Annotated in this window: 22 protein-coding genes, 1 tRNA gene and 2 pseudogenes; 14 read left to right on the top strand and 11 right to left on the bottom strand. The window is 66.5% G+C overall.

The window, feature by feature from the left end; genetic code table 11:
- Positions 1–20: 20 nt before the first annotated feature.
- The 4 genes from AC5P7I_RS20385 to AC5P7I_RS20400 all read left to right on the top strand — a co-directional run bounded on the left by AC5P7I_RS20385 (position 21) and on the right by AC5P7I_RS20400 (position 2,826).
- A complete protein-coding gene (locus tag AC5P7I_RS20385) occupies positions 21–1,391 on the top strand; it encodes a formimidoylglutamate deiminase (RefSeq protein ID WP_262087042.1) in 1,371 nt (456 codons plus the stop codon).
- Between the two features lie 28 nt (positions 1,392–1,419).
- The gene (gene hutC, locus AC5P7I_RS20390; protein ID WP_032957259.1) at positions 1,420–2,148 is read left to right on the top strand and encodes a histidine utilization transcriptional repressor HutC; all 729 of its coding nucleotides are present in this window, start codon (positions 1,420–1,422) and stop codon (positions 2,146–2,148) included.
- A 94-nt stretch (positions 2,149–2,242) separates the two neighbouring features.
- Complete coding sequence (locus AC5P7I_RS20395) at positions 2,243–2,425, top strand: type II toxin-antitoxin system HicA family toxin (RefSeq protein ID WP_080053039.1); 183 nt, start codon at positions 2,243–2,245, stop codon at positions 2,423–2,425.
- A gap of 8 nt (positions 2,426–2,433) precedes the next feature.
- Complete coding sequence (locus AC5P7I_RS20400) at positions 2,434–2,826, top strand: type II toxin-antitoxin system HicB family antitoxin (RefSeq protein ID WP_041863589.1); 393 nt, start codon at positions 2,434–2,436, stop codon at positions 2,824–2,826.
- 146 nt (positions 2,827–2,972) lie between these two features.
- On the opposite strand, the gene AC5P7I_RS20405 is transcribed toward AC5P7I_RS20400, so the two are convergent.
- The 3 genes from AC5P7I_RS20405 to AC5P7I_RS20415 form a co-directional block, all read right to left on the bottom strand.
- Positions 2,973–3,977, bottom strand: a complete 1,005-nt coding sequence (locus tag AC5P7I_RS20405) for a restriction endonuclease (RefSeq protein ID WP_262087038.1) — start codon at positions 3,975–3,977, stop codon at positions 2,973–2,975.
- A 236-nt stretch (positions 3,978–4,213) separates the two neighbouring features.
- Complete coding sequence (locus AC5P7I_RS20410; RefSeq protein WP_032961659.1) at positions 4,214–4,705, bottom strand: phasin family protein; 492 nt, start codon at positions 4,703–4,705, stop codon at positions 4,214–4,216.
- Between the two features lie 80 nt (positions 4,706–4,785).
- The gene (locus AC5P7I_RS20415) at positions 4,786–5,061 is read right to left on the bottom strand and encodes a polyhydroxyalkanoic acid system family protein (RefSeq protein ID WP_005417302.1); all 276 of its coding nucleotides are present in this window, start codon (positions 5,059–5,061) and stop codon (positions 4,786–4,788) included.
- A 125-nt stretch (positions 5,062–5,186) separates the two neighbouring features.
- On the opposite strand from AC5P7I_RS20415, the gene AC5P7I_RS20420 reads away from it, so the two are divergent.
- From AC5P7I_RS20420 to aroA, 4 genes are all read left to right on the top strand, one after another.
- Positions 5,187–5,993, top strand: a complete 807-nt coding sequence (locus AC5P7I_RS20420; RefSeq protein WP_032961655.1) for an FHA domain-containing protein — start codon at positions 5,187–5,189, stop codon at positions 5,991–5,993.
- A 284-nt stretch (positions 5,994–6,277) separates the two neighbouring features.
- Complete coding sequence (gene serC / locus AC5P7I_RS20425; RefSeq protein ID WP_014647617.1) at positions 6,278–7,363, top strand: 3-phosphoserine/phosphohydroxythreonine transaminase; 1,086 nt, start codon at positions 6,278–6,280, stop codon at positions 7,361–7,363.
- A gap of 51 nt (positions 7,364–7,414) precedes the next feature.
- Entirely contained in the window at positions 7,415–8,614 is a 1,200-nt protein-coding gene (pheA, locus tag AC5P7I_RS20430) for a prephenate dehydratase (protein WP_014647616.1), read from the top strand.
- Between the two features lie 76 nt (positions 8,615–8,690).
- A complete protein-coding gene (aroA, locus tag AC5P7I_RS20435) occupies positions 8,691–9,998 on the top strand; it encodes a 3-phosphoshikimate 1-carboxyvinyltransferase (RefSeq protein ID WP_262087035.1) in 1,308 nt (435 codons plus the stop codon).
- A 186-nt stretch (positions 9,999–10,184) separates the two neighbouring features.
- Here aroA and AC5P7I_RS20440 read toward each other — a convergent pair whose 3' ends face one another.
- Together AC5P7I_RS20440 and AC5P7I_RS20445 are read right to left on the bottom strand one after the other, a co-directional pair.
- On the bottom strand, positions 10,185–10,757 hold the full coding sequence (locus tag AC5P7I_RS20440; RefSeq protein ID WP_046431429.1) for an energy transducer TonB: 573 nt from the start codon (positions 10,755–10,757) through the stop codon (positions 10,185–10,187).
- 119 nt (positions 10,758–10,876) lie between these two features.
- Positions 10,877–11,515 carry an energy transducer TonB gene (locus tag AC5P7I_RS20445; RefSeq protein WP_262087033.1) on the bottom strand — a complete coding sequence of 213 codons (639 nt, stop codon included), beginning with the start codon at positions 11,513–11,515 and terminating at the stop codon, positions 10,877–10,879.
- A gap of 113 nt (positions 11,516–11,628) precedes the next feature.
- Here AC5P7I_RS20445 and serS point away from each other — a divergent pair, with 113 nt between their 5' ends.
- Positions 11,629–13,029: a serine--tRNA ligase gene (serS, locus tag AC5P7I_RS20450; RefSeq protein WP_126411114.1), complete on the top strand. Its 1,401-nt coding sequence runs from the start codon at positions 11,629–11,631 to the stop codon at positions 13,027–13,029.
- A gap of 66 nt (positions 13,030–13,095) precedes the next feature.
- On the opposite strand, the gene AC5P7I_RS20455 is transcribed toward serS, so the two are convergent.
- On the bottom strand, positions 13,096–13,458 hold the full coding sequence (locus AC5P7I_RS20455) for an SH3 domain-containing protein (protein ID WP_262087026.1): 363 nt from the start codon (positions 13,456–13,458) through the stop codon (positions 13,096–13,098).
- Positions 13,459–13,594: 136 nt separating this feature from the next.
- A complete protein-coding gene (locus AC5P7I_RS20460) occupies positions 13,595–14,182 on the bottom strand; it encodes an FMN-dependent NADH-azoreductase (RefSeq protein ID WP_014647610.1) in 588 nt (195 codons plus the stop codon).
- 127 nt (positions 14,183–14,309) lie between these two features.
- Here AC5P7I_RS20460 and AC5P7I_RS20465 point away from each other — a divergent pair, with 127 nt between their 5' ends.
- Positions 14,310–15,302, top strand: coding sequence for a LysR family transcriptional regulator (locus tag AC5P7I_RS20465; protein WP_005410175.1), 993 nt, complete (start codon positions 14,310–14,312; stop codon positions 15,300–15,302).
- A gap of 55 nt (positions 15,303–15,357) precedes the next feature.
- Here the strand turns inward: AC5P7I_RS20465 and AC5P7I_RS20470 are convergent.
- Positions 15,358–16,431 (bottom strand): annotated as a pseudogene (locus tag AC5P7I_RS20470) (DUF4241 domain-containing protein).
- A 124-nt stretch (positions 16,432–16,555) separates the two neighbouring features.
- On the opposite strand from AC5P7I_RS20470, the gene AC5P7I_RS20475 reads away from it, so the two are divergent.
- A tRNA-Ser gene (locus AC5P7I_RS20475) sits at positions 16,556–16,645 on the top strand.
- A gap of 638 nt (positions 16,646–17,283) precedes the next feature.
- On the opposite strand, the gene AC5P7I_RS20480 is transcribed toward AC5P7I_RS20475, so the two are convergent.
- Both AC5P7I_RS20480 and acuI read right to left on the bottom strand, forming a co-directional pair.
- Positions 17,284–20,037: a UvrD-helicase domain-containing protein gene (locus AC5P7I_RS20480; RefSeq protein WP_262087024.1), complete on the bottom strand. Its 2,754-nt coding sequence runs from the start codon at positions 20,035–20,037 to the stop codon at positions 17,284–17,286.
- A 150-nt stretch (positions 20,038–20,187) separates the two neighbouring features.
- Entirely contained in the window at positions 20,188–21,177 is a 990-nt protein-coding gene (gene acuI, locus AC5P7I_RS20485; protein ID WP_262087022.1) for an acrylyl-CoA reductase (NADPH), read from the bottom strand.
- 103 nt (positions 21,178–21,280) lie between these two features.
- Between acuI and AC5P7I_RS20490 the strand changes: the two genes are divergently transcribed.
- Entirely contained in the window at positions 21,281–21,634 is a 354-nt protein-coding gene (locus AC5P7I_RS20490) for a winged helix-turn-helix transcriptional regulator (protein ID WP_262087020.1), read from the top strand.
- A gap of 54 nt (positions 21,635–21,688) precedes the next feature.
- Here the strand turns inward: AC5P7I_RS20490 and AC5P7I_RS20495 are convergent, their stop codons facing one another.
- Complete coding sequence (locus tag AC5P7I_RS20495) at positions 21,689–22,144, bottom strand: DUF3592 domain-containing protein (RefSeq protein ID WP_075076630.1); 456 nt, start codon at positions 22,142–22,144, stop codon at positions 21,689–21,691.
- 632 nt (positions 22,145–22,776) lie between these two features.
- Between AC5P7I_RS20495 and AC5P7I_RS20500 the strand changes: the two genes are divergently transcribed.
- Positions 22,777–23,184, top strand: a complete 408-nt coding sequence (locus AC5P7I_RS20500) for a hypothetical protein (protein WP_014647606.1) — start codon at positions 22,777–22,779, stop codon at positions 23,182–23,184.
- A 76-nt stretch (positions 23,185–23,260) separates the two neighbouring features.
- A pseudogene (locus tag AC5P7I_RS20505) lies at positions 23,261–23,524 on the top strand (hypothetical protein); the annotation flags it as partial.

Consider the following 23,524-nt stretch of genomic DNA (forward strand, 5'->3'; position numbering starts at 1 on the left):
CCATTTCGGGTTGTCCAGCCATGTCCGATTCGCGTTCCCCGCACAGTTTCCATGCCGCCCACGCCCTGCTGGCCGAGGGTTGGGTCCGCGATGTCCGCCTGCAGGTGCAGGACGGTCGCATCGCGGCCATCAGCACGGGGCAGGGCGCGCAGTCGGGCGACACCCGCGTCGGCATCCTGGTGCCGGGCCTGCCCAACCTGCACAGCCATGCTTTCCAGCGCGGCATGGCCGGGCTGACCGAGATCGGCGGCGGCGACGGTGACAGCTTCTGGAGCTGGCGCGAGCTGATGTACCGTTTCCTGGCCCACCTGCGCCCAGACGCGGTGCAGGCCATTGCCGCCCAGGCCTATATGGAAATGCTGGAAAGTGGCTTCACCCGCGTCGGCGAGTTCCATTACCTGCACCACGATGCCGACGGCCGGCCGTATACCAACCGCGCCGAGATGAGTGCGCGGATCGCCGCCGCCGCCGACCAGACCGGCATTGGCTTGACCCTGCTGCCGGTGTTCTATGCACATGCCGATTTCGGCGGGGCGGCGCCGAATCCAGCGCAGCGGCGCCTGATCCACGACGTGGACGGCTTCGCGCAGCTGCTGGAGGCCGCCAAGCCGGCATTGGCCGCGCTGCCCGACGCGGTGCTCGGCATCGCACCGCACAGCCTGCGTGCGGTCACCGGCGAGGAACTGAGTGCGTTGCTGCCGCTGACCGACGGCCCGGTCCACATCCACATCGCCGAGCAGGTGCGCGAAGTGGAGGCCTGCCTGGCTTGGAGCGGCCAGCGCCCGGTGCAGTGGCTGTACAACCATGCGCCGGTGGATGCGCGCTGGTGCCTGGTGCATGCCACCCACATCACCGATGACGAGCGCGCGGCCATTGTGGCCAGCCAAGCCGTGGCCGGCCTGTGCCCGATCACCGAGGCCAACCTGGGCGACGGCCTGTTCCCGATGCAGGCGTTCGCGCGCGAGGGCGGGCGCTTCGGCGTCGGTTCCGATTCCAATGTGCTGATCGACGCGGCCGAAGAACTGCGCCTGCTCGAATACGGCCAGCGTCTGACCCTGCGCGGTCGCAACGTACTGGCCCCGGATGCCACCCGCAGCACCGGCCGCTTCCTGTTCGAAGGCGCACTGCACGGTGGTGCACAGGCGCTGGGCGTGGCCGCTGGCCTGCAGGTGGGCGCCAGTGCCGACCTGGTTGAACTGGACGCCGCACACCCGGCGCTGCAGGCGCGACAGGATGACGCATGGCTTGACAGCTGGGTGTTCGCCGCACGTAATGGCGCGCTGCGATCGGTCTGGCGCCATGGCCGCCAGTGCGTGGCCGAGGGCCGCCACCTGCAGCGCGAGGCGATCACCAGCGCCTTCGCTGCCGCCCTGCGCGGCGTGCTGGGCTGATCGCCTCCCGCCACCGAGACCCCATTACGTGAAGGCCAGCAAGTCCGCCACGCTCAACCAGCGTATCCGCAGCGATCTGGAAAGCCGCATCCTCAGTGGAGAGTGGGCGCCGGGCTTCCGGATTCCGTACGAGCACGAGTTGATGGAGCAGTACGGATGCTCGCGGATGACGGTGAACAAGGTGCTGACCGCACTGGCCGAGAGCGGCATGATCGAGCGCCGCCGTCGCGCGGGTTCGTTCGTGGCGCGTCAGCCACCGCACCTGGAGCAGGTGGCGCTGGAGATTCCCGATATCGCGATGGAAGTCGGCTCGCGGGGACATCAGTACGCCTATCGACTGCTGCAGCGCGACCTGCGCCTGGCCGATGCCGGCAATGCCGGCGAAGTCGAGCTGGCCGGCAGCGAAATGCTGCTGGCGATGCGCTGCCTGCACCTGGCCGATGGCCGCCCGCTGGCGCTTGAGCACCGCCTGATCAGCCCGGTGGGCGTGCCCGAGGTGTTGGAGGTCGACTTCAGCACCACCGCCCCGGGCAGCTGGCTGCTGCAGAACGTGTCCTGGACCCGTGCCCAGCATCGCATCAGTGCCTGGGGCGCGGATACTGCCACCGCCAGGCTGCTGGATGTGAAGCCCGGTACCGCCTGCCTGGTGATCGAACGCCTGACCTGGCGTGGCGAACAGCCGATCACCCGCGTTCGCCAGGTGTTCCTGGGGGATGCCTGGGACCTGGTGGCGCGCTTCGCGCCGGGCGCGCGATAGGGATTCCATCCACGCATGGCGTGGATCTACTCTGCCGAAACGACTGTCGCCTTGAACTCTGTCGGGGCGTGTGTACGATGTGTATCGTCCCTGCATGAAGAGCAGGGACCTCATCCGGGAACTGGAAGCGGCAGGTTGGATCTGTCGTCGGATCCGCGGATCCCATCATGTATTCGTGCACTCGCAGCACCCTCACATCATCACCGTTCCTCACCCAAGGAAGGATCTGGGGAAAGGGCTGGTGCAGGCGTTGCGGAAGCTCGCAGGACTGACGTAGGAGGGCCCATGCGATATCCAGTCTTGATCGAGGCGGGCGATGAGCGCACCGCGTGGGGTGTGGTCGTTCCAGATCTGCCGGGGTGCTTCTCAGCGGCCGACACGCTTGATGATGCGCTCACTGCGGCGGAAGAGGCGGCGCTCGCCTGGATTGATGTGGCCCTGGATGAGGGGCGCTCGATTCCGACACCTTCAGCGCCGCAGAAGATCGCCGCCGAGGCATCCAAGGACATCTGTTGGATTCTTGCGTACATCTGCGTTGATCCGGCTCTGCTGGACGACACCATCGAGCGGGTCAATATCAGCCTGCCACGCCGGATCCTGGCGAGGCTGGATGCGCAGGCCAGAGCGGCGGGTGAATCGCGCTCCAGTTACATCGCCCATCTCGCGGCATTGGGCTGAGCAGGCGCCATGTGGAGCCGAGCCCATGCTCGGCTGCTGTTCGCGCGTGGCTCAACTCTGCAAAGGCATCCACGCGTGGCGTGGATCTACCAAGGGGTCGCGCATCGGGATTCAGTATATCCACGCCATGCGCGGATGCTGCGCCATCAATACGTAGCGCACTGCCGCCAGCGTACGGGCTCATCCACGCCGGGGCGGGCGTTGAGCTGGATGCGCACGTTGCGCAGCGCGGGGTAGTGCAGCACTTCCTCGCAGACCAGCGGCCACACCGCGTCCAGTTCGCCGGTGCGGTTGATCGCCAGCGTCTGCCGGGTCAGCCAGACACCGCTGGCGATGCCGGGCTTGCCGGCCAGGGCACGGGCCAGATCGGCCTGGAAGCGCTCCAGCGTGGCGGCATCCGGGTTGGGATTGCTGCGCGCGTCGGTCGCGGGGGCGACGGCAGGCGTGGGAGCGGGGGCGGCCGCAGGGACTGCTTCGATCGGGGCGGGTGCGGCTGAAGGCGCGGCCGAAGGCGTTGCCACCACCGGCGCCGCAGCGACCGGAGTGGCCTCTTCCACATGCAGGCCCTGCAGACCCAGGCCGACAATCAGCCCCAGCGTGGCCGCACCCAGTGCGGCAATGGCAATTCGGCGCAGCGCTTCGTGCCGGGCGCTGGCGCGCACGCGCGCTTCGATGTCGCCGGGCAGGTAGGGCTGCAGCAACGGCCACAGGCGCGGCCCGTCCAGCACTTCAACCGCCTGCTTCTCGGCGGCGCCACGGCCGTCGCGTTCGATACGGCCTTCGGTCAGCAGTACGCCACCCTTGGCGCCGGCCAGGCGCGCGGCCGCACCCAGTTCGTTCACCGCGGCGGTGCCGATGCGGTAGGCCAGGCCGTGCTTGCACGACACCAGCCATTGATTGGGGCCATCGCTGAGCAGAAAGTCGCTGCTCGGCTCGCGGGCATCTTCGGCCGGATCGATCAGCTCACGCAGGCCGCGCTGTTCGCGCAGCATGCGCTTGACCAGAACCGAGAATTCGCGCCAGTGCATGCCTGCCAGAGCCTGCAGGCCGAGTTGCATCTCCTTCTGCCGCCGCTTGATCCACCACAGATAGACAACGGCCAGGGAACAGGTAAGCAGGGCCGACAGCAGGGCCAGGATCCAGGGGAGCATGCAGGAGTAGGGCGGAAGGGGCGAAAGCGGAGAGCGACAGTGTAAAGGTCGCGGTGCCCGGCTGGGTCAGGATGTTCCTGACAGGAAGCGTGATGGAGCGCGCAGATCGGTATACGGCGGACACGAAAAACCCGCCAATCCTGAAGCCGTGAGGGGAGGGAACAAACGGCAGCCGAAGCGATTGGCGGGTTGCTCGCGATTGTCAATCAAAATTTATTGCATTGCAACAATTGCGCTCAGGGAATGCTGTCCGGCGATTGATGGCTGCCCGGGGCGGGGGCATCTGCACCCGAAGCTGCCCGGTTTTCCAGCCTGGCCAGGCGCGCGTGCAGGGCATCGATGCGGGCTTCCAGCGCGGTCACCTCGTCGGCAGTGGGTACATGCAGGCGCTTGAGCACGCCCTGTACCTGGTCATCAAAGGCCTTCTCGACCTTGTTCCAGGTGCCGGAGGCCTTCTCGCGGGCCTCGTCCAGTGAGGTTTCGACGTTGTCACGCCAGCCCGGGCCCTGTTCGCCGCTGCGTTCACGGCGGCGGGCTTCCCAGGCTTCGCCTTCCTTCACCAGGCCGTCGAAGAAGCGGCTGCCCTCGGCCTGCGCGCGCCCCAGCGCACCCAGCCCGGCCAGCCAGACCTGTTGCGCCGAATCGCTGAGCTTGCGCGAGAAGCGCTCGGCCTGGTCACCGAAAGAGGCGTCGTCGTTGCGGCGGTCGTCGTTCTCGTAGTGGTTCATCGCACTTCCCGTGGGAGTTGGGCCTGCCCCGAGAGTAGCGCGCGGTGGCGTTGCACGGCCGTGATGGCCGCCGCTGGGGTTCAGCCCAGCTTTTCCTTCAGCACGCGCTGGATCTCGCCTTCGACCATGCCCTTCATCGCCGACAGCAGGAAACCGAGCTTGGCGGTCACGCGCACGGCGCCCGGCTGCAGTTCGATCGCACCGTCCACACCGCTGCCGGAGAAGTTCAGGACGTCGGCGGTCCAGGACGACTTCAGGCCGAAGCGCTCGGACAGCTTGGCAGCGACCTGTTCGATCGCGGCGCGCGCCTGTGCGTCGGGCAGGGCGTGGGCGTGGCGGACATCGATGGTGGACATGCAGGCTCCTGGCGCAGGGCGGGGATGATCAAAGAGGGCGAGCATTGTGCGCATCAAGGGCCGCCGCGCCAAGCACTCATCGTGGGTTCTTCTTCGTTGGCGACCAACCTGCTAGGCTGCGCCGCGTGCAGAACCTGCTAGTTCACTTCAGTCAGCAACAACAGCCCGACCAGCCCCTGCGGCCCGGGGTGCAGCGCATCGTGCGCCAGGCCAACGGCAGCGTGCGGCTCGGTGATGCCGGCCACGGCGCCCTGCTGCTGGCCCAGTTCTGCATGGACGATCGCGGCCTCTGGCTGCAGGTCGGCAATGGCATCCGCGGCATCCACGTCAATGGTCGACCGGTGCGCCGGATGGCCCTGCTGCGCGCGGGCGATGCGGTATACGTGGATGGCGTGGAGATGGTGCTGCAGGGCGAAGTCGAGAGCCTGCTGCAGGCGCCTGCGCCGAAGAACGAGGATGGCAGCGACGAGCAGCAACGACTGCTGCGCGGTGTCGGTGGCCTGCACCATGGCCGCAGTTTCACCCTGTCGCAGGCCCGCCTGATCGGCCGCGGCAACGAGGCCGACATCGCCATCGATGACCCGGCCTTCGCCGAACAGCATGCCCGCGTGGAAGTGCACGGCGAGCGCGTGCTGCTGCGCGACCTGGGCAGCGCCGACGGTACCCGGGTCAACGGCGTGGCCGTGCGCCACTGCTGGCTGCAGGCCGGCGACCAGGTCGTGTTCGATGGCCAGCACCGGTTCGTGCTGGAAGTGCCGCACGATCCGCGCCGGCGGCCGCTGCCCGCCGAGGACGACGCCAGCCACGAGGCCGAGCAGGCGCCGGTGCTGCCGGCCGCGCCGCGCAGGGTCCGGCGCTGGCCGTGGCTGCTGGTGAGTGCGCTGCTGCTGGCCGCACTGCTCAGCCTGCTGCTCTGGTTCGGCGCGCGCTGATCTGAATCCGCTGGGTCCGCGCGCTGGTGGGTGCCGACCTTGATCGGCACGCTCCGTCGGCGGGCTTGACGCCTGGCAGCACACGGCTTTGGTAGGTGCCGACCTTGGTCGGCACGCTTTTTCGGCGGGCATGACGCCTGACGGCGTACGCCGACCAAGGTCGGCGACTACCAGCGCCACGCCGGCGGCGAATGGATTCCAATGAAACCAAATTTCCCTTGCCGCACTAGGCCGCAAGGCTGGTGCACTGCGGCATACTAGGGGTCTTGCCCCACAGGTGTGACATGACGCGCGCGTTCAACTTCAGTGCCGGCCCTGCGACCTTGCCGGAATCGGTCCTGCGCCAGGCGCAGGCGGAAATGCTGGACTGGCACGGTAGTGGTGCCTCGATCGTGGAAATGAGCCATCGCGGCGCGGAATTCATGTCCGTGGCCGCCGAGGCCGAGGCCGACCTGCGCCGCCTGCTCGATATCCCCGACGACTACGCGGTGCTGTTCCTGTCCGGTGGTGCCACCACCCAGCAGGCGCTGATCCCGCTCAACTTCGCCAGCCCCGGCCAGCGCGCCGACTACGTGGTCAGTGGCCATTGGGGAAAGACTGCGGTCAAGCAGGCCGGCGTCTACGTCGACGTCAACATTGCCGCCAGCAGCGAGCCCGACGGCTATCGCACGCTGCCGCCCCGCGCCGACTGGCAGCTCTCGCCCGACGCCGCCTATGTGCACATCACCGCCAACGAGACCATCCACGGCGTCGAGTTCCGTGATGTGCCGGATACCGGCGATGTGCCGCTGGTGGCGGACTTCAGCTCGTCCATCGCCAGCGAGCCGCTGGATGTACGCCGCTACGGTGTGATCTATGCCGGCGCGCAGAAGAACCTGGGCCCGGTCGGCATCGCAGTGATGATCGTCCGCCGCGATCTGCTCGAGCGTACTGGCCAGCCGCGCGCGGACATCTTCGATTACCGCTCGCATGTCGCCCGCGATTCGATGCTCAACACCCCGCCAACCTGGAACTGGTACCTGGCCGGCCTGGTGTTCAAGTGGATGCTGGCCGAAGGCGGCGTGGCCGAATTCGCCAGGCGCAATGCCGCCAAGGCGGCACTGGTGTACGGCGCCATCGATGGCTCCGGCGGCTTTTACCGCAACGAGGTCGCGCATGCGGCACGCTCGCGGATGAACATCCCGTTCTTCCTGCCCGATGCCGGGCTTGATGCCCGCTTCGTCGCCGAAGCCAAGGCCGCCGGCCTGCTGGCGCTGAAGGGACACAAGGTGGTCGGGGGCATCCGTGCCTCGCTGTACAACGCCATGCCGCTGGCCGGGGCCGAGGCGCTGGTCGCCTTCATGGCCGATTTCCAGCAGCGTCACGGCTGAGCAATGAACGGCGCGCACCGTCGGGTGCGGGTCCCGCAACAAGGAATTCCGATGGCAAGCAGCAAATCCAGCAAGAAGGCGCCGAAGAAGGCCGAACCGGCCAAGGACAGCGCGCCCAGCAAGGCGAAGGGCAAGGCCAAGGCCGCCTCGAACCCGGCACCCACCCTGGCACCGCTGGCGCTGGCCGATGTGCGCTCGAAGATCGACCAGATCGACCGTGACATCCAGAGCCTGATCGCCGAGCGCGCGCGCTTCGCCCACCAGGTCGGCAAGGCCAAGGGCAAGCTGGCCGCCGCTGTCGACTACTACCGCCCCGAGCGCGAAGCGCAGGTGCTGCGCATGGTGGTGGACCGCAATGAAGGCCCGCTCAGCGACGAGCTGCTGGTGCATGTCTATCGCGAGATCATGTCGGCCTGCCTGGCCCAGCAGGAGCCGCTGAAGATCGGCTACCTCGGCCCGGAAGGCACCTTCAGCCAGCAGGCCGTGCTCAAGCACTTCGGCCGCTCCGCGCTGGGCCTGCCGATGGCCAGCATCGAGGAAGTGTTCCAGGAAGTGGAAGCAGGCAACGCCGATTTCGGCGTGGTGCCGGTGGAGAATTCGGGACAGGGCACCATCCAGATCACCCTGGACATGTTCCTGACCTCCAACCTGAAGATCTGTGGCGAAGTGGAACTGCGCGTGCAGCAGTTCCTGATGTCGCGCAGCGGCCGCATCGAGGACATCGAGCGCATCTACGCGCATCCGCAGTCGTTCATGCAGACCTCGGCGTGGCTGCGCGCCAACCTGCCGAAGGCCGAGAAGATTCCGGTGTCGAGCAATGCCGAGGGTGCGCGTCGCGCGCGCAACGCCGACGACGCGGCGGCCATCGGCGGCGAGAGTGCCGGCCACGTGTACGGCCTGAAGAAGGTGGTCACCAAGCCGATCCAGAATGATGCCGACAACACCACCCGCTTCCTGGTGGTGGGCCGCAACATCTTCCCGACCTCCGGTCACGACCGCACCTCGGTGCTGGTGTTCATCCATGACAAGCCCGGTGCGCTGTTCGATGTGCTCAGCCCGTTCGCCCGCCACGGCATCAGCATGAACCGCATCGAGTCGCGGCCGTCGCACCACGGCAAGTGGGAATACGGCTTCTTCATCGACCTGGCCGGCCACATCGACGACGCGCCGATGCAGGCGGCGCTGGCCGAACTGGAAGCGCACTCGGCGCAGATCAAGGTGCTGGGCTCCTACCCGGTGGCCGTGCCCTGAGTGCTGCTGTGGCGGCCCTGGCCGCCGCTCCCTGATGCATCGCCGGCGCTGCCGGCGTTTACGGAACGATCGAACGATGAGCAACGCGCAACACTGGATCGCCCGCAAGGGCCAGCCGCTGCAGGGCAGCCTGACCATTCCCGGCGACAAGTCGGTCTCGCACCGCTCGGTGATGTTCGCCGCGCTGGCCGATGGTACTTCGCATATCGAAGGCTTCCTGGAAGGCGAGGACACCCGCGCCACCGCGCGCATCTTCAGCCAGCTGGGTGTGCGCATCGAAACCCCCAGCCCGTCGCAGCGCATCGTGCACGGCGTCGGTATCGACGGCCTGAAAGCGCCGGAGGCACCGCTGGACTGCGGCAATGCCGGCACCGGCATGCGCCTGCTGGCCGGCCTGCTGGCGGGCCAGGCGTTCGACTGCACGCTGATCGGCGATGAGTCGCTGTCCGGCCGCCCGATGCGCCGTGTCACCGGCCCGCTGTCGCAGATGGGCGCAAGGATCGATACCCAGGACGACGGCACGCCGCCGCTGCACGTGCATGGCGGCCAGACGCTGCATGGCATCGACTTCGCCTCGCCGGTGGCCAGCGCACAGATCAAGTCGGCCGTGCTGCTGGCCGGCCTGTACGCGCAGGGCGAAACCCGCGTGGTGGAACCCCACCCGACCCGCGACTACACCGAACGCATGCTGTCCGCGTTCGGCGTGGACATCGAATTCTCGCCGGGCAAGGCGCGCCTGCGGGGCGGCCAGCGCCTGCGCGCCACGGACATCGTAGTGCCGGCCGATTTTTCCTCGGCGGCGTTCTACCTGGTCGCCGCCAGCATCATTCCCGGCTCCGAGCTGCGCCTGAAGCAGGTCGGCCTGAACCCGCGTCGCACCGGCCTGCTGCACGCGCTGCGCCTGATGGGGGCGGATATCAGCGAAGAGAATCCGGCCGAGCAGGGCGGTGAGCCGGTGGCCGATCTGGTGGTGCGCTACGCTCCGCTGAAGGGCGCGCGTATTCCCGAAGCACTGGTGCCGGACATGATCGACGAGTTCCCGGCGCTGTTCGTGGCCGCCGCCGCCGCCGAAGGCCAGACCGTGGTGAGCGGTGCTGCCGAACTGCGGGTGAAGGAATCCGATCGTCTTGCGGCGATGGCCACTGGCCTGCGCGCGCTGGGCATGCAGGTGGACGAGACCGAGGATGGCGCCACCCTGCACGGCGGGGCTCGGCTGGGGAGTGGCACCATCGAAAGCCACGGCGACCATCGCATCGCCATGGCATTCACCATTGCCGGCCAGATCAGCGACGGCGAAGTGCGCATCAACGACATCGCCAACGTCGCCACGTCCTTCCCGGACTTCGATGGCCTGGCGCGCAGCGCCGGCTTCAACCTGGCCTGATCGGCGGATCGCGTTTTCCGGTAGGTGCCAACCTTGGTTGGCACGCTCACATCGCCCGGTAGGTGCCAACCCTGGTTGGCACGCTCACATCGCCCGGTAGGTGCCAACCCTGGTTGGCACGCCTCTCCAGATAAAAGGACGGAGGCCGAAGCCTCCGTCTAAACATCACGAACCCCTCGTCCGCGATCAACGCTGTTCGGTACGGAAATCCACCGGGACCCGCACCACACTGGCCACTGCACGGCCTTCATGCATCGCCGGCTGGAACTTCCAGTTCTGCACGGCGCTCAGCACCGCGCGATCCAGATCACGGCTGCGTTCGCCGCTGCGCGAAACAATCGCGGCATTGGTCACCTGGCCGCGGCTATCGACATTCAGGCTGGCGATCACGCTGCCCTGTACGCCATTACGCAGCGCGGCGGCGGGGTAGGTCGGCTTGATGTTGCCTGCCAGCGGGCGCGCCTCGCGATTGCGTACCGCAGGGGCGGCTTTGCGCTGGTTGCCGACCGGTGCGGCCTGGCGGGCCGCCGGCTCCTGCGCGTCGGCCACCGGCGCCTGCTCGGGGGCGGGCAGCATGCGCTCGCCGACCGGTGCCGGCGCCACGTCTTCCTGATTCGAGTGACGCAGCCAGAGCAGCGCGGCGGCAAACATCGCCACGATCAGCGCGATCCACATCCAGGGCGACGTGGGCTTGTGCTGTTCGCTGGCGTCCTGCTGCAGCTGCGGCGAATGAAGGTCTTCGTGGGTGGTGGCGGTCATCGCAAACTCCTTCCGTCAATGGACGACGGGGAGAGTGTTGCGCGGGCCAGTGGCGGGAAGTGTCAGCGTTGCGTCAACGTCACCGGCAGGGTTCAGGTTGCCTGCCGGGAAACGTTCAGTTACTGGGTCTTGAAGTCGAACGGCACTTCAATGCTGCCCGGTACGGCCTGGCCGTTGCTCTGCGCCGGGGTGAAACGCCAGCGGCGCACGGCGTCGGTGGCGGCACGGTCGAGCTCGCGTGAGCCGCTGCGCTGGATGACCGTGGCATTGTTCGGGTAGCCGGTGGCATCCACGTCCACGCGCACCACCACGCTGCCGGACTCGCCCGCGCGCAGGGCCGCGGCCGGGTAGGCCGGCGGCGGCGACTGGCCGGCAATCGGCATCGGTTGGCTGTTGCCGGTGGCGGCTGGCGCAGGGCTCGGCGTGGCCGGGGCCGGTTCAGCGATGGGCGCCGGCGGCGGCGGGGCGGTTTCGACCAGCTTCGGGGCGTCGTCCTCTACCGGGGCCGGCTTGGCATCGGGCATGTCGCTGGAGCCTGCGGCGGCGGCCAGCGGTTCCGGCAGCGGTTCCACCTGCGCGGTCTCCTGCGGGGTCTGCGCGGCCGGATCGGCACGGAAGAACTCCTTGTCGCGGCCGGTCAACCAGACCAGCACGAACAACAGCACGCCCACGCCGAAGGCGATGCCGGCGATCTTCAGGGCGTTGCGCGGGATATGCACAGTGAACGACTTGGCGGACGACGAGCGGGGTGCAGACATGGACCGGACCAGTACGGAATAGCCCGATTCTGCCACGCCAGGAATGAACCGGGCGGCAGAAATCCGTATAACAAGCGATAATCCCATCCCTGATACCCACCACGACACCTGCCATGCTTGATCCAGCCCTGCTCCGCCACCAGCCCGCCGACCTCGCCGAACGCCTGCGCACCAGCCGCGGCTTCGAGCTCGACGTGTCTGCCCTGGAGTCCCTGGAGGCGGATCGCAAGCGCATCCAGGTGCGGACCCAGGAGCTGCAGAGCCTGCGCAACAGCCGTTCCAAGGCCATCGGCCAGGCCAAGGCCAAGGGCGAGGACGTCTCGGCCATCATGGCCGAGGTCGCTGCCTTCGCCGACGAGCTGAAGGCTTCGGAAGTGGCGCTGGACGAGCTGCGCGAGAAGATCGAAGCGATCTCGATGGGCATTCCGAACCTGCCGGCCGACGACGTGCCGGCAGGTGCCGACGAGAACGACAACGTCGAGCAGGCGCGCTGGGGTACCCCGCGCCAGTTCGATTTCAAGGTGCTCGACCACGTCGAACTGGGCGCCCGCAACGGCTGGCTGGACGGCGAGACCGCGGCCAAGCTGTCCGGCTCGCGCTTCACCGTGCTGCGTGGCCCGATCGCGCGCCTGCACCGCGCCCTGGCCCAGTTCATGGTCGACCTGCACGTCGATGAACACGGCTACATGGAGTTGAACGTTCCAGTGATTGTGAATGCGGACTCGCTGCGTGGAACCGGTCAGCTGCCGAAGTTTGAGGACGATCTGTTTGCTACTTTTAAGCTCCCTGACGAGCATACGAAGGCTAAATTTGTTGCGGAATTCAGCGACTGGGAAGACTTGAAATCTGCTGCCCAGTCAAACGAATTGCGTGCGCTACACTCGCTGGATGGAATCATCCAGAGCCATAAGGATCGATATCTCATCCCCACTGCCGAAGTGCCGCTGACTAACACTGTGCGTGGTGAGATTCTCGACTTGGAGTGCTTGCCGCTGCGCATGACCGCGCACTCGCTGTGCTTCCGTTCCGAGGCTGGCAGCGGTGGCCGCGACGTGCGCGGCATGATCCGCCAGCATCAGTTCGAGAAGGTCGAGCTGGTCTCGATCAGCCGCCCGGAAGACAGCGACGCCGAACACCAGCGCATGACCCGCTGCGCCGAAGTGGTGCTGGAAAAGCTGGGCCTGCCGTACCGCAAGGTGCTGCTGTGCACCGGCGACATGGGCTTCTCGGCGGTGAAGACCTACGACCTGGAAGTCTGGCTGCCGTCGCAGGAAACTTACCGCGAGATTTCCTCGTGCTCGAACTGTGGTGACTTCCAGGCCCGCCGCATGCAGGCGCGCTGGCGCAACCCGGCCACCGGCAAGCCGGAGCTGGCGCACACGCTGAACGGCTCGGGCGTGGCCGTTGGCCGCGCGATGATCGCGGTGATGGAGAACTACCAGAACGCCGACGGCAGCATCACCGTGCCGGAGGCCCTGCGCCCGTACATGGGTGGCCTGGAAACCATTGGCTGATAGCCGGCGCTGCGCGCCGCCGCCCGAGCATGGGCTCGGGCGCTACAGATCTGTGTAGAGCCGAGCCTATGCTCGGCTCTCCTTTATGGCCCGCAGCTTCTCCAGCGGCACCCATCCCGGTTCGCCGTTCTCCGGCACGCACCATGCCCAGCCATTGAGCGTGCGCATCCAGCGCAGCGTCTGGCCGGGGTCCACATCCAGTTCGCGCGCGCAGTAATCCTGCGTGGCAAACGCGCCACCCTGCGCATCGCGGCCGATCACCGGCGCCGGCACGAATCCGGGCTGCTGCCCCTCGGCCTCGCAGAGGAACCAGTCGTCCCAGCCCTCCGGGCCTTCATAACGTTCGCCCACCACCAGCGCCTGGCCGCGGCGCAGGATGATCGGGTGCGGAAATTCGCTGCGGTGCGCAGCCGTCACGATGTAGTTCATGCCCCCAGCCTAGCGCGCCGCAAAAGAAAACGGCCCCGCACAGCGGGGCCGCCAGGGTGGGCCGGGAGGGGGAGGGGATCCCGGCCCGCGTTCAGCGCCCAGACGAGGAGGGAGGGGCGCCGAACGTTGGAACGCGTTACGCCGCGACGGCTTCGGCCGCTTCGTGCGACGGCAGCGCCGCCAGCGCACCGGCGATGGCGTCTTCACGGTGCTGCGGCGAGTAGGCGATGCCCTCGGCGCGCACGAACTCGACTTCGTTGATGCCCATGAAGGCGAACACCTGACGCAGGAACGGCTCCTGGAAGTCGGCCGGCGAGTCGGTATAGATGCCGCCACGGCTGCTGGCGATGATCACCCGCTTGCCACCGGCCAGGCCCACCGGGCCGTTCTCGGTGTACTTGAAGGTGCGGCCGGCCACGGCCACGCGGTCGATCCAGGCCTTCAACGTGGACGGGATGCTGAAGTTGTACATCGGCGCGCCGATCACCACGATGTCGGCCTCCAGGAACTGCTGCATCACCTGTTCAGCATCGGTCGCTTCAGCGGCGTCGGTCTTGGCCAGCGAGCTGCTGCGCAGGTGCGGTACCGGATTGGCGTCAAGATCGCGATAATCGACCTGCAGGCCGTCGATCTGGCTGGCGAGGCGGGCGACCACGGCGGCCGACAGCTGGCGCGAGACGGAGTTGTCGCCAAGCACGCTGGCGTCGAGATGCAGAAGCTTCATGGCAGTCACCTATGTTCTGGGAGGAAGGGGCGGGGTGGCCCCGCCGACGGAGAGAACGATAGGTTGTTGCAAAGGCGGAATAAAGGTGATTGAATGCCACGTATTGTTCTAGATATGGAACTCGGGCATGCATGACCTGAATGACCTGTACTACTTCGCGATGGTGGTCGACCACGGCGGATTTGCCGCCGCCGAGCGGGCGCTGGGTATTCCCAAGTCGCGACTGAGCCGCCGCATCAGCCAGCTCGAAACCGACCTGGGCGTGCGCCTGCTGCAGCGCTCCACGCGCCGTTTCGCGGTCACCGATGTCGGCACCAGCGTGCACCGCCATGCGCAGACGATGCTGGCCGAGGCCCAGGCCGCCCGCGAAGTGGTGGACCGCCTCAGCGCCGAACCGCGCGGCGTGGTGCGCGCCAGCGTGCCGGTGTCACTGGCGCAGATGCAGCTGCCCAAGCTGCTGCCCAAGTTCCTTGAGCAGTATCCGAAGGTGCGGCTGCAGCTGAACATCAGCAACCGCCGCGTGGACATCATCAACGAAGGCTACGATGTGGCCCTGCGCGTGCGTTCGCGCCTGGACGACGACGGCAGCCTGGTGATGCGCAGCTTCGGCCAGGTGCAGGAACTGCTGGTGGCCAGCCCGAAGTACCTCGACCGCGCCGGCCGCCCCAAGGACCCGGAAGAGCTGACCCAGCACGTGACCCTCAGCATCAGCGAAGACGAAGCCCGCCAGCGCTGGGAACTGCATGGCCCGGAAGGCGAAGTGCGCCGGGTCGACCTGCAGCCGCGCGTGGCCGGCTTCGACTTCCCGCTGCTGCAGAGCATGGTGAAGGACGGTTTCGGCATCACCATGCTGCCGGAAACCGTGTGCGCCGACGCCGTGCGTAATGGCGAGCTGGAAGTGGTGCTGCCGGACTGGTCGCTGCCGCAGGGCGTGTGCCACGCCGTGTTCGCCTCGCGCCGCGGCCTGCTGCCGGCGGTGCGCGTGTTCATCGACTTCCTGGCCGAGCACCTGCCGCCGCAGCTGGAGGCCTCGCGCCTGGATTGCGGTGGCGCCTGTGAAAAGGCCAAGGAGCGGATCAAGGCCAGTGCACTGGGTGCGCTGGCGGTGGATGCCGGCTGAGAAGGCGGGTAGGTAGCGCCGGGCCATGCCCGGCGTTGCTGTATTCCGGCGCCGATCAGTTCCGGCCGAACAGCCGGTCCCAGAAACTACGGCGTCGCGGTGCGGCCGGTGGCGGTCCGGCTGCAACGACGGGCGCTTCCAGCACCGCCATCAGCTCCGCGCTGCGCGGCTTCTTCAGGAATCGCGCATAGTCCAGATAGCTGGTCACCTTGCTCATGTGCAGGCGTTCGGGCATTGCCGGCAATGCGCCGCCCTGCAACAGCACCCGCAATGCCTGCGGACGGTCCAGGCGGATCGCCTCGTACAGGGCGGTGCCGCCACAGCCCGGTTCGATCAGGTTGGCGCGCTGCGGCGCATCCTCCAACAGGGTTTGCAATGCCTCCGCGTCGTCTCGTTCTACTGCAGCCACCAGCCGCGCCAGCGCCTCGGCTTCCGCAGCTGGCAGGTTGTCGCGATAGGCCTGGTCGGCAATCTCGCGCTCGTCGCGCCCGTCGCCGCCCTGGATGCACAGGAAATCGGTGACCAGGGCGACCGGAATGCCGGACGTATCCAGCGCCCAGTAGCTGGGATAGACACCGTCGCCCCAGCCGCTGGTGAACACCACCAGGCCGTGCGGCGAGTCCTCGCCCCAGGGGCGATATTCGGCGCCTTCATCCAGGCCATCGTGGTCGATCAGTGCATCCGACCATTCATTCTCTTCGTCGCCATCGGCCCGTTCGATCAGGGCCAGCAGCGCCTGCTGGGTGTCGGTGTCCATGAAGCAACCGATGCCAGCGTCGACCGGCTAGCCGATGAAGCTGTCCTCATCCAGTCCGGTCAGGTCCTGCGTGGTCCAGCGCGCCATCTGCCAGTGCAGGGCGGTCGCGGTGAGAGCTTCGCGTGGCTTGAACCAGACCACGGCCAACGCCGGGCGGCCGCTGTGCACGATGATCTCGACCGGATGCCGGCCCAGCGGGGCGGTGTAGTCGGCCAGCGCAGGCGCCTCGGCCTGCACCAGCGGATCGCAGACCACCACGTGCCCGCTGCTGACCGGCAGGTGCCCGGCGAAGGTGCGGTGCAGGGCCACAGCGGCCAGCTGGGTGTCGTCCAGCAGGCAGGTGCGCAGGTTGGCCAGATCGAGATGGGCCATGGCGGCTCCGAGTGCGGTGAAGGCCCCCACCGTGCCGGATGCGGAGGGCAGGGGCAAGGTGGTCTTGGGCAAATGCCCTTCACGTGCGAGAATACGGCGCTGCCCGGGCGACCGGGACCCGATTGGAGAGATGGCCGAGCGGTTTAAGGCACCGGTCTTGAAAACCGGCGAAGGGTTAAACCTTCCGTGGGTTCGAATCCCACTCTCTCCGCCAGTTGTTTCAAAGAGCCCCTGGGAACAGGGGCTTTTTTGTTGCTACGGCCCTTGCTGGCCAGCCATCCGGTCGCGAGGGTCAGTTGAACGAATAAACCGGTGCATTCCTCTGACAACAGGGAACTGCTTCATTCAAGGGCGGTAATCATTTCAAGTGCACAAACGTTCGCGCCGGGAAATTTGAATGCACCCGGCACCCGCGCTAGGCTTCGGATGCCCAAGGAGGGCGACCAACGGAGTCATGGCATGAAGATTGGATTCAAGCTTTCTGTTGCTGTTGCGGCCTGTGCGTTGACCTTTGGAATCGGTAGCGCCACGGCGAAAGCCCCCGGCCCTTGTTCCGTCTGCGAGGTCCAATACATTGCATGCGAGGCGTCAGGTACAAACTTGAGTATCTGCACCCGGAACTATATGCAATGCCTGCGTCTGAACGGCTGCATTATCCCGTAGCAGGGCGCGGCGGGGACGTGTGGGGACCTTGCGATACCCTGCAACCTTGCCACCCTCCAGACAAAAGCCTCGGTCCTGCCGGGGCTTTTTCGCTTCCGGAAACGCCATGGCGCGCATCGTGCCGGGGGCGAAACCGAGACGGTGCCTATGTGCCCTGATGCAGGCAGGCATATGTGGAGGGAGCGGCATTCAGCCCCGACGCCCACCTGTTGGCTTGTTGTGGCACAACGGGTAACTCGAGCACGACCGGAACGCCCCATGTGGCCCATTCCGGTCCACGAATACGCCCACCTTGCACACCGGGCAGCGCTCTTCGTGGATGGCCGCGCCTGAAATCGCGGTTACTTCCACTGCCCCGTCCTTCACCAGCTCATCCAGGAATGGCGAGTGCTTTCCCTGCAGGGTGAACATCGCGACCGACCGTCGCGCACGCGTCAGCGCGACATAGAACAGGCGCCGTTCTTCGCTCAGCGGATAGGTATCGCCGTCCGGCATTGCCAGCGAAAGCACCGGGTCATCCGCGCGCAGGCTCGGGAAGCTGCGGTTGATCATGCCCGGCAGGATCACGTAGTCCGCCTCGCGCCCCTTCGATCGATGTGCGGTAAGGAACTCGACGTCCATCGTGCTGCCGAAGGCCGTCTTCCAATCCGAAGGCATCGCACCGCGATCCGCGCGATACCGCCCCAGAACAAAGACCGTCACGCGCCCGGTGCGGCCCTGCGGCACTGCACCTGACAACAGTTGCTGGTGCAGCTTCGCAAGGTACTGGCGAACGCCATCCTGCACCTCCTCGCGCCGGTTCATCTGGAACGCCTGCAGCACCGGGCCCATTGCCGGCGCAGCAGAGCGAACGTTTTTGGCGATCTGCGCGGGGTTGCGGCTGATGAAGCGGCTGGACACATCACACAGTGCCTGTGGGCAGCGGAACGTCTGCTCCAGTTTCAGCACCTGGCCATGGCCCATCCATTCGCCGAATCCAGTCATCACCGCAACGTCGGCGCCAGCGAAGCGATTGATCGATTGCCAGTCATCGCCCACCGCAAACAGATGGCGGCCCGGTTGGCTGACCAGGGCACGGCAGAGGCGCGCGCGGGCGCGCGATGCGTCCTGGAATTCGTCGGCCATCACCAGTTCGTAGGGCGATTCATAGTGGCCCTGTTCCAGCAGCCCGGCCGCCATGTTGAGCATGTCTTCGAAGTCGATGCTGCGCTCGTCAGCCAGTGCGTTGTCCCAGGCCTGGAAAACCGGCCCGGCGATCTCCAGGAAGCGCCGGTAGCGTTCCTTGAACTGATCCTCGGGCATCTGCCGCAGGCGCGCCGCCATATCGTCCAGTGTCAGGCAGTTGCTCTTGGCATGGGCAATGAAGGTGCGCATCAGTCCGATCAGGTCAGCATCCGGCATCGGCTTGGCGCCTTGATCGGGCAGCTCGCGGTCGGGGTTCGGGTCAAGCTCGACATCAGACGCGCCAAGCCGCTCGGCAAGATGCTGCAGGGCCTGTCCACTGCGCAGGCCAAACGACGTCGTCTCGACCAGAGCGGTGCCGCGCGCCACATGCTGCTGGCGCTTCCAGTGCATCCCTTCGCTGTAGTTGGCAAAGTGCTTCGGCGGCTGGCCATCGGCATCCAGCGCAAAGTGCTCGTGATACAGCTGGGCGTCCGGATAGTAGAAGTCCGGGCGATACTGGCGATGGGTGTCTGTCGCGGTATCGAATTCGTAGCGCCGCTCGTAGTCGTACGCCACGCCGTTGTAGAACAGCCAATCGGCGATGACGCACTCCTCCAGGCTCTTCACCCGCTCACCCTTCAGGGTGCGGATGTAGGGCGTGCCATCGCGGTCGTAACCATCGGCCATCATGTCGGCACCGAACGGCGGCAGGTCGCGCCCGAACACCAGGCGGAACATGTCCCACTGGGTGCGGAAATGGGTCGAGCGGTCCTTCAGGTCGTCCACCAGTTCGGCCAGCTTGTTGAAGCCCAGCGTCGCGTCGACCGCCCATTCCGGGATATCCGGCTTGCGCCCTGTGGCTTTGGCGATGATGGACAGGCCCAGGGCGTGGAAAGTCCGGGCTTCCACCACGGTGTCGCCCATGCCGAGCCGGTCGAAGCATCGCTGCGCGCGCTCCTCCAGCTCCTGGGCGGCGTCCTTGTTGAAGGCGAGCATCACGATCCGTTCGGGTTCGACAAAGCCGCGGTCGATGGCATAAGCGGCCTTGGCGACCATTGTGGAGGTTTTCCCAGAGCCGGCCGCGGCCACGACCTGTACCCGGTTGTCGAAGCAGATGACGGCGTGGGCTTGTTCCTCGGTCAGGGGCTTGCTCTCGACCCGGTCCAGGAAGTCCTTGGCCAGCACCCGCTCGCGCTCTGCCATGGTCGCGTTGGCCTCGGCCCAGACGGCGGGCCAATCCAGCTGCCAGTCGTGCAGGGCGTCCAGCGCCATGCGGTGGCCGGGCGCGTGCAGGTCGTCGTGCACCTCCTCGTCGAGGAACAGCTGCTCCAGCTCGGCGGGCGGCAGGGGCAGGGCGGGGCGGTCGGCCAGCAACGCCTGCTGCTGTTCGTGGGTGATCCAGCGGCGTCCGGTGGTGCCTCGGTCGGTAAGCGCGTCTGCTTCGGCCAGCCACGCCTGGATCTCCGCCAGAGCGCGCTCAAACAGTGCTTTGCGCCCCCGCCTGGAGCGCGCGAAAAGCATATGCTGCACGGCAGCCGCAAGCCGGGAGCCCTGGCTGTTGGGCAGCCCATCCACGGACAGTGCTTCACCGTGCTCGGTCGTCAGTTCGACCCGGGACCAGAGCACGCCGCGAACGACCCGCACGCTGTGTTCGTTCGCCACCTGCTGGCGGTACTGCCTGCCGTCGATCAAAAGCGCGAGCTGTTCGCCATCCAGCCGCAACTGCCAGTCCGGCGAGCGGGTCACACGCTGGCCCCAGCCCGAGGGGCGCCATTCCATAGACATCCAGATACTGCCCTGCGTACGTCACTGGGCGTAAAGTGCCCTTGCCGCCCCATGATAAGGCGGCTTGGCATGGCGCGCTGGGTTTCCGGTCACTCGCGCACGCGCGCCAGCGATGGCATTGCACCCTCGCCGGCGCGGCAGGCGTCAGGCGTTCACATCCACGACAATGCGGCCGCGCACCTTGCCGGGGATGATCTGCTCATAGACATCCAGCACCTCGGCGAGGCCGATCTGCTGCACGGTGCTTTCCAGCTTCTGCGGGTCCAGGTCGGTCGCGAGCCGATCCCAGGCGCGCTGGCGAACCTCTTGTGGGGCATTCACCGAATCCACGCCCGCAAGGGTCACATTGCGCAGGATGAAGGGCAGCACCGAGCCGTGCAGTGCATCGCTCTGGGCCAGGCCACAGGCGGCCACGGCACCGCGGTACTTCGTTTCGGCGATGGCATTGACCAGCGTTGGGCCGCCGGCCACATCCACCACGCCGGCCCATCGCTCGGCACTCACCGGCCGCTCGCGCGGCTCCGAGAGCTGCGCACGATCGATGATCTCGGCCGCACCCAGGTTGTGCAGATACTCGGCGTGCTCCGGCCGCCCGGTGGCGGCCACCACGCGATAACCCAGCTTTGAAAGGATCGCCACCGCAATCGAGCCGACGCCGCCGTTGGCACCGGTAACCAGCACATCGCCCTGTGCAGGCGTCACCCCTGCATGCTCCAGGGCCAGCACGCACAGCATCGCGGTATAGCCAGCGGTGCCGATGGCCATGGCGTCGCGGGTGCTCAGGTTGCCGGGAATCCGGTTGAGCCATTCGCCGCGTACGCGGGCGCGCTGTGCCAGGCCGCCGTGGTGGCTCATGCTCAGGTCCCAGCCATTGAGCACGACGCGGTCGCCTGGCTTGAAGTCGGCCCTGCTGGATTCCAGCACCACGCCTGCCAGATCGATGCCGGGAATGAGCGGGAACGTCCGGATGACCGGACTCTTGCCGGTGAGGGCAAGCGCATCCTTGTAGTTGAGCGTGGAGTACTCGACCTGTACCAGGACGTCGCCGTCCACCAGGTCGGCTTCATTGAAATCGACGAGTTCCGTGGATACGCCGTCGTTCGTCTTGCGGGTCAGCAGTGCCTTGAAACTCATGGTTGGGGGCTCACGTTCAGTGGATGGCCCCATGCTAGGCTCCCACCGTTATCGCAACAAGAACGATGATTTTCCGTAGGTACTATGGTTTTCCGGAGTATGCATGCGTAGCAAGCGTTGGGATGGCAAGAGCGGGTGTGCCGTGGAGGTCACGCTGTCGGTGATGGGCGGCGTGTGGAAGCCGATCATTTTGTTTCACCTGATGACCGGCAAGCGGCGTTTCATGGAATTGACGCGACGGGTGCCTAATGCCACCCAGTCCATGCTCACCAGCCAGCTGCGTGAACTGGAAGCCGATGGCGTGGTGATCCGCCACGTGTACCCGGAAGTGCCGCCGAAAGTGGAATACGAGCTGTCCGAGTTCGGGCGCACGCTGGTGCCGGTGCTGCTGGCCATGCGCGAGTGGGGTGAAACCTATCGCGGCCATGGAAGCACGGAAGGCGATTGCCAGAGTTGAAGACACTTTTGGCTCTGCGCGAGCGCATTCTGGATGCGCCCGCGCCTGGATGGCTCAGGCCGGCTGCGCTTTCCGGCCCTGCACCACCCGGGTGGCCAGCAGTGCCAGGGTGACCAGCGCGGAGGCGATTGCCAGCCACAACAACAGCAGGGAGTTGTCCGCTTCGCCCGCGGCCACAGCCACAGCCACCGATGGATCCTCGGCGTTGTAGCGGATATCAATCTCTTCCGCCTCGTCGGTGGCACGCATCCGATTGCCAAGGTCGTTGGAGACCGCGATCTTCTCGACGCGTGATTGGCCGTCTTCGGTTTCGAACTCGACATTCAGGACGAAGTTGCTCTTTCTGCCCCTTTTCTCATCCCAATGCACCTCGGTGACGAGGCCCACTGCATCGCGCCCTTCGGCACCGTCAGTGAGGGCATGACGGTGATGGTCGTTGTAGGCGGCCACGGAAAGTGCGACCGCCACGCCAGCGGCAACAAGAATGTTGCGCCAGGAAGTGAATTCCATAATGAGCTCTTGATCCATTGAGGTCGGCGACTATAGTCCTCACCTCGCGGATCTCGTACGAAAATGGCGTGGCGCAGACATTTCGTTGTGATCAGATCGCGCTCGAATGTGCCTGTGGGCTCCTCCATGCAAGCGTTCCCGGTGTGCATCCAGCGCGGAACGTCTGTGCTCCAGCTGAAGGCGGAGGCCGTGCGTATTGCGAATTTCTGCGCGATCGCCATGGTCGGCGTGTCGCGTTCGGCTCGATGTGATCGTTGGGTAGTACGCGCAGGCAGGCGCGATGTATCAACGAAGCACGTCAGTCGGTGGACGGTTCGCCATCCTGTGACGCAACCAGCGTAGGAACGCGTCAGCGCGGACTTTTCCTACTTTGCTTCGGCGATGGAGTGCGCCCATCATCGCCGCGCCAAGGCACTCGCCCTGGCCGGGATTGGCGTCCCGAACTTACGTACCGCTACCGGTCGCGATTGCAGCCGAAGCTGCAACCGCGACAATGCACCGCCTACCGGCTCATGGTGGACGGTGCGTGGGGATCTTCCGATCCGCCGGCTTTAGCGGTACGTATCCGGCACGCCAACCCGCACCGTCCGCCACCTTGCATCTGCAGGTGGCCACATCGTGAGGTTGCCGTCATGCCCGAACGTCTTCCCGACCATCCCCGCCTGCACGCGCTGCTGGGTGCCGCTGTACTTGATCTTCCCGCTGCCTTGGCCGAAACGCTGGAGGACGCGCTCCGCGAATCAGCCGAGTTCGTCACCCCATCGGCATTCTTTGCACACCTGAAAGGCCACGGCAGGAACCTGCGCGCTGATGGCGAGGCCTGGAGTGAAATGTGCCTGAGCCCCGGCCGCGCCTTCGACATGGCCCTGGCGACCCGCAGCGTTTCGGGCATCACGGCGTTGACCGCGGTGCTGCATGCCGCGCATGTGGCACGGGAGAACGACGATCCTGCCTGCTGTCCCTCCGCCGCCGTGGTCGAAGGTCTGTTCAACGCCTGCCAGGCGCTGTCGCTGCAGGTGGAACGCTGCCTGGTGCCGTGAAGGGCTGCGACGCGGTTCCTGTTCCGTTGACGCCCGGTTCCCTATAGTGGCGCTGGAACCCTGCAATGGAATGCCCATGCACGTGATGTCCCCCGGCCGTTGCCTGACGCTTGCACTCGCCGTCGCAACGAGTGCCAGCGCGTGTGCACGGCCGCCGTCCACCGAACACGAAAGGAATCCCGCCATGTCCGGCGCACCCCAGACCGGCCGCACGATCAACGGCCACACCTATACCGATGCGCCCGTGGACGTGAAGCTCGGGCCGAACACTTTCCGCATTCCGGCCAACTACCTGGACAGCCAGATCGCACCGTGGCCCGGCGAGGGCGTGACGCTGGTC

Source organism: Stenotrophomonas sp. YJH_SMC_138, from assembly GCF_059369855.1.

Bases quoted from the DNA above. Each gene is read 5' to 3' on its own strand.
- serS (WP_126411114.1), top strand. From the start codon at position 11,629: ATGCTTGATCCAGCCCTGCTCCGCCACCAGCCCGCCGACCTCGCCGAA.
- AC5P7I_RS20415 (WP_005417302.1), bottom strand. From the start codon at position 5,061: ATGTCCACCATCGATGTCCGCCACGCCCACGCCCTGCCCGACGCACAG.
- AC5P7I_RS20400 (WP_041863589.1), top strand. From the start codon at position 2,434: ATGCGATATCCAGTCTTGATCGAGGCGGGCGATGAGCGCACCGCGTGG.
- aroA (WP_262087035.1), top strand. From the start codon at position 8,691: ATGAGCAACGCGCAACACTGGATCGCCCGCAAGGGCCAGCCGCTGCAG.
- AC5P7I_RS20465 (WP_005410175.1), top strand. From the start codon at position 14,310: ATGCATGACCTGAATGACCTGTACTACTTCGCGATGGTGGTCGACCAC.
- AC5P7I_RS20395 (WP_080053039.1), top strand. From the start codon at position 2,243: ATGAAGAGCAGGGACCTCATCCGGGAACTGGAAGCGGCAGGTTGGATC.
- AC5P7I_RS20490 (WP_262087020.1), top strand. From the start codon at position 21,281: ATGCGTAGCAAGCGTTGGGATGGCAAGAGCGGGTGTGCCGTGGAGGTC.
- acuI (WP_262087022.1), bottom strand. From the start codon at position 21,177: ATGAGTTTCAAGGCACTGCTGACCCGCAAGACGAACGACGGCGTATCC.
- AC5P7I_RS20405 (WP_262087038.1), bottom strand. From the start codon at position 3,977: ATGCTCCCCTGGATCCTGGCCCTGCTGTCGGCCCTGCTTACCTGTTCC.
- AC5P7I_RS20500 (WP_014647606.1), top strand. From the start codon at position 22,777: ATGCCCGAACGTCTTCCCGACCATCCCCGCCTGCACGCGCTGCTGGGT.
- AC5P7I_RS20385 (WP_262087042.1), top strand. From the start codon at position 21: ATGTCCGATTCGCGTTCCCCGCACAGTTTCCATGCCGCCCACGCCCTG.
- AC5P7I_RS20445 (WP_262087033.1), bottom strand. From the start codon at position 11,515: ATGTCTGCACCCCGCTCGTCGTCCGCCAAGTCGTTCACTGTGCATATC.
- AC5P7I_RS20460 (WP_014647610.1), bottom strand. From the start codon at position 14,182: ATGAAGCTTCTGCATCTCGACGCCAGCGTGCTTGGCGACAACTCCGTC.
- AC5P7I_RS20480 (WP_262087024.1), bottom strand. From the start codon at position 20,037: ATGGAATGGCGCCCCTCGGGCTGGGGCCAGCGTGTGACCCGCTCGCCG.
- AC5P7I_RS20455 (WP_262087026.1), bottom strand. From the start codon at position 13,458: ATGAACTACATCGTGACGGCTGCGCACCGCAGCGAATTTCCGCACCCG.
- pheA (WP_014647616.1), top strand. From the start codon at position 7,415: ATGGCAAGCAGCAAATCCAGCAAGAAGGCGCCGAAGAAGGCCGAACCG.
- serC (WP_014647617.1), top strand. From the start codon at position 6,278: ATGACGCGCGCGTTCAACTTCAGTGCCGGCCCTGCGACCTTGCCGGAA.
- AC5P7I_RS20410 (WP_032961659.1), bottom strand. From the start codon at position 4,705: ATGAACCACTACGAGAACGACGACCGCCGCAACGACGACGCCTCTTTC.
- AC5P7I_RS20440 (WP_046431429.1), bottom strand. From the start codon at position 10,757: ATGACCGCCACCACCCACGAAGACCTTCATTCGCCGCAGCTGCAGCAG.
- AC5P7I_RS20495 (WP_075076630.1), bottom strand. From the start codon at position 22,144: ATGGAATTCACTTCCTGGCGCAACATTCTTGTTGCCGCTGGCGTGGCG.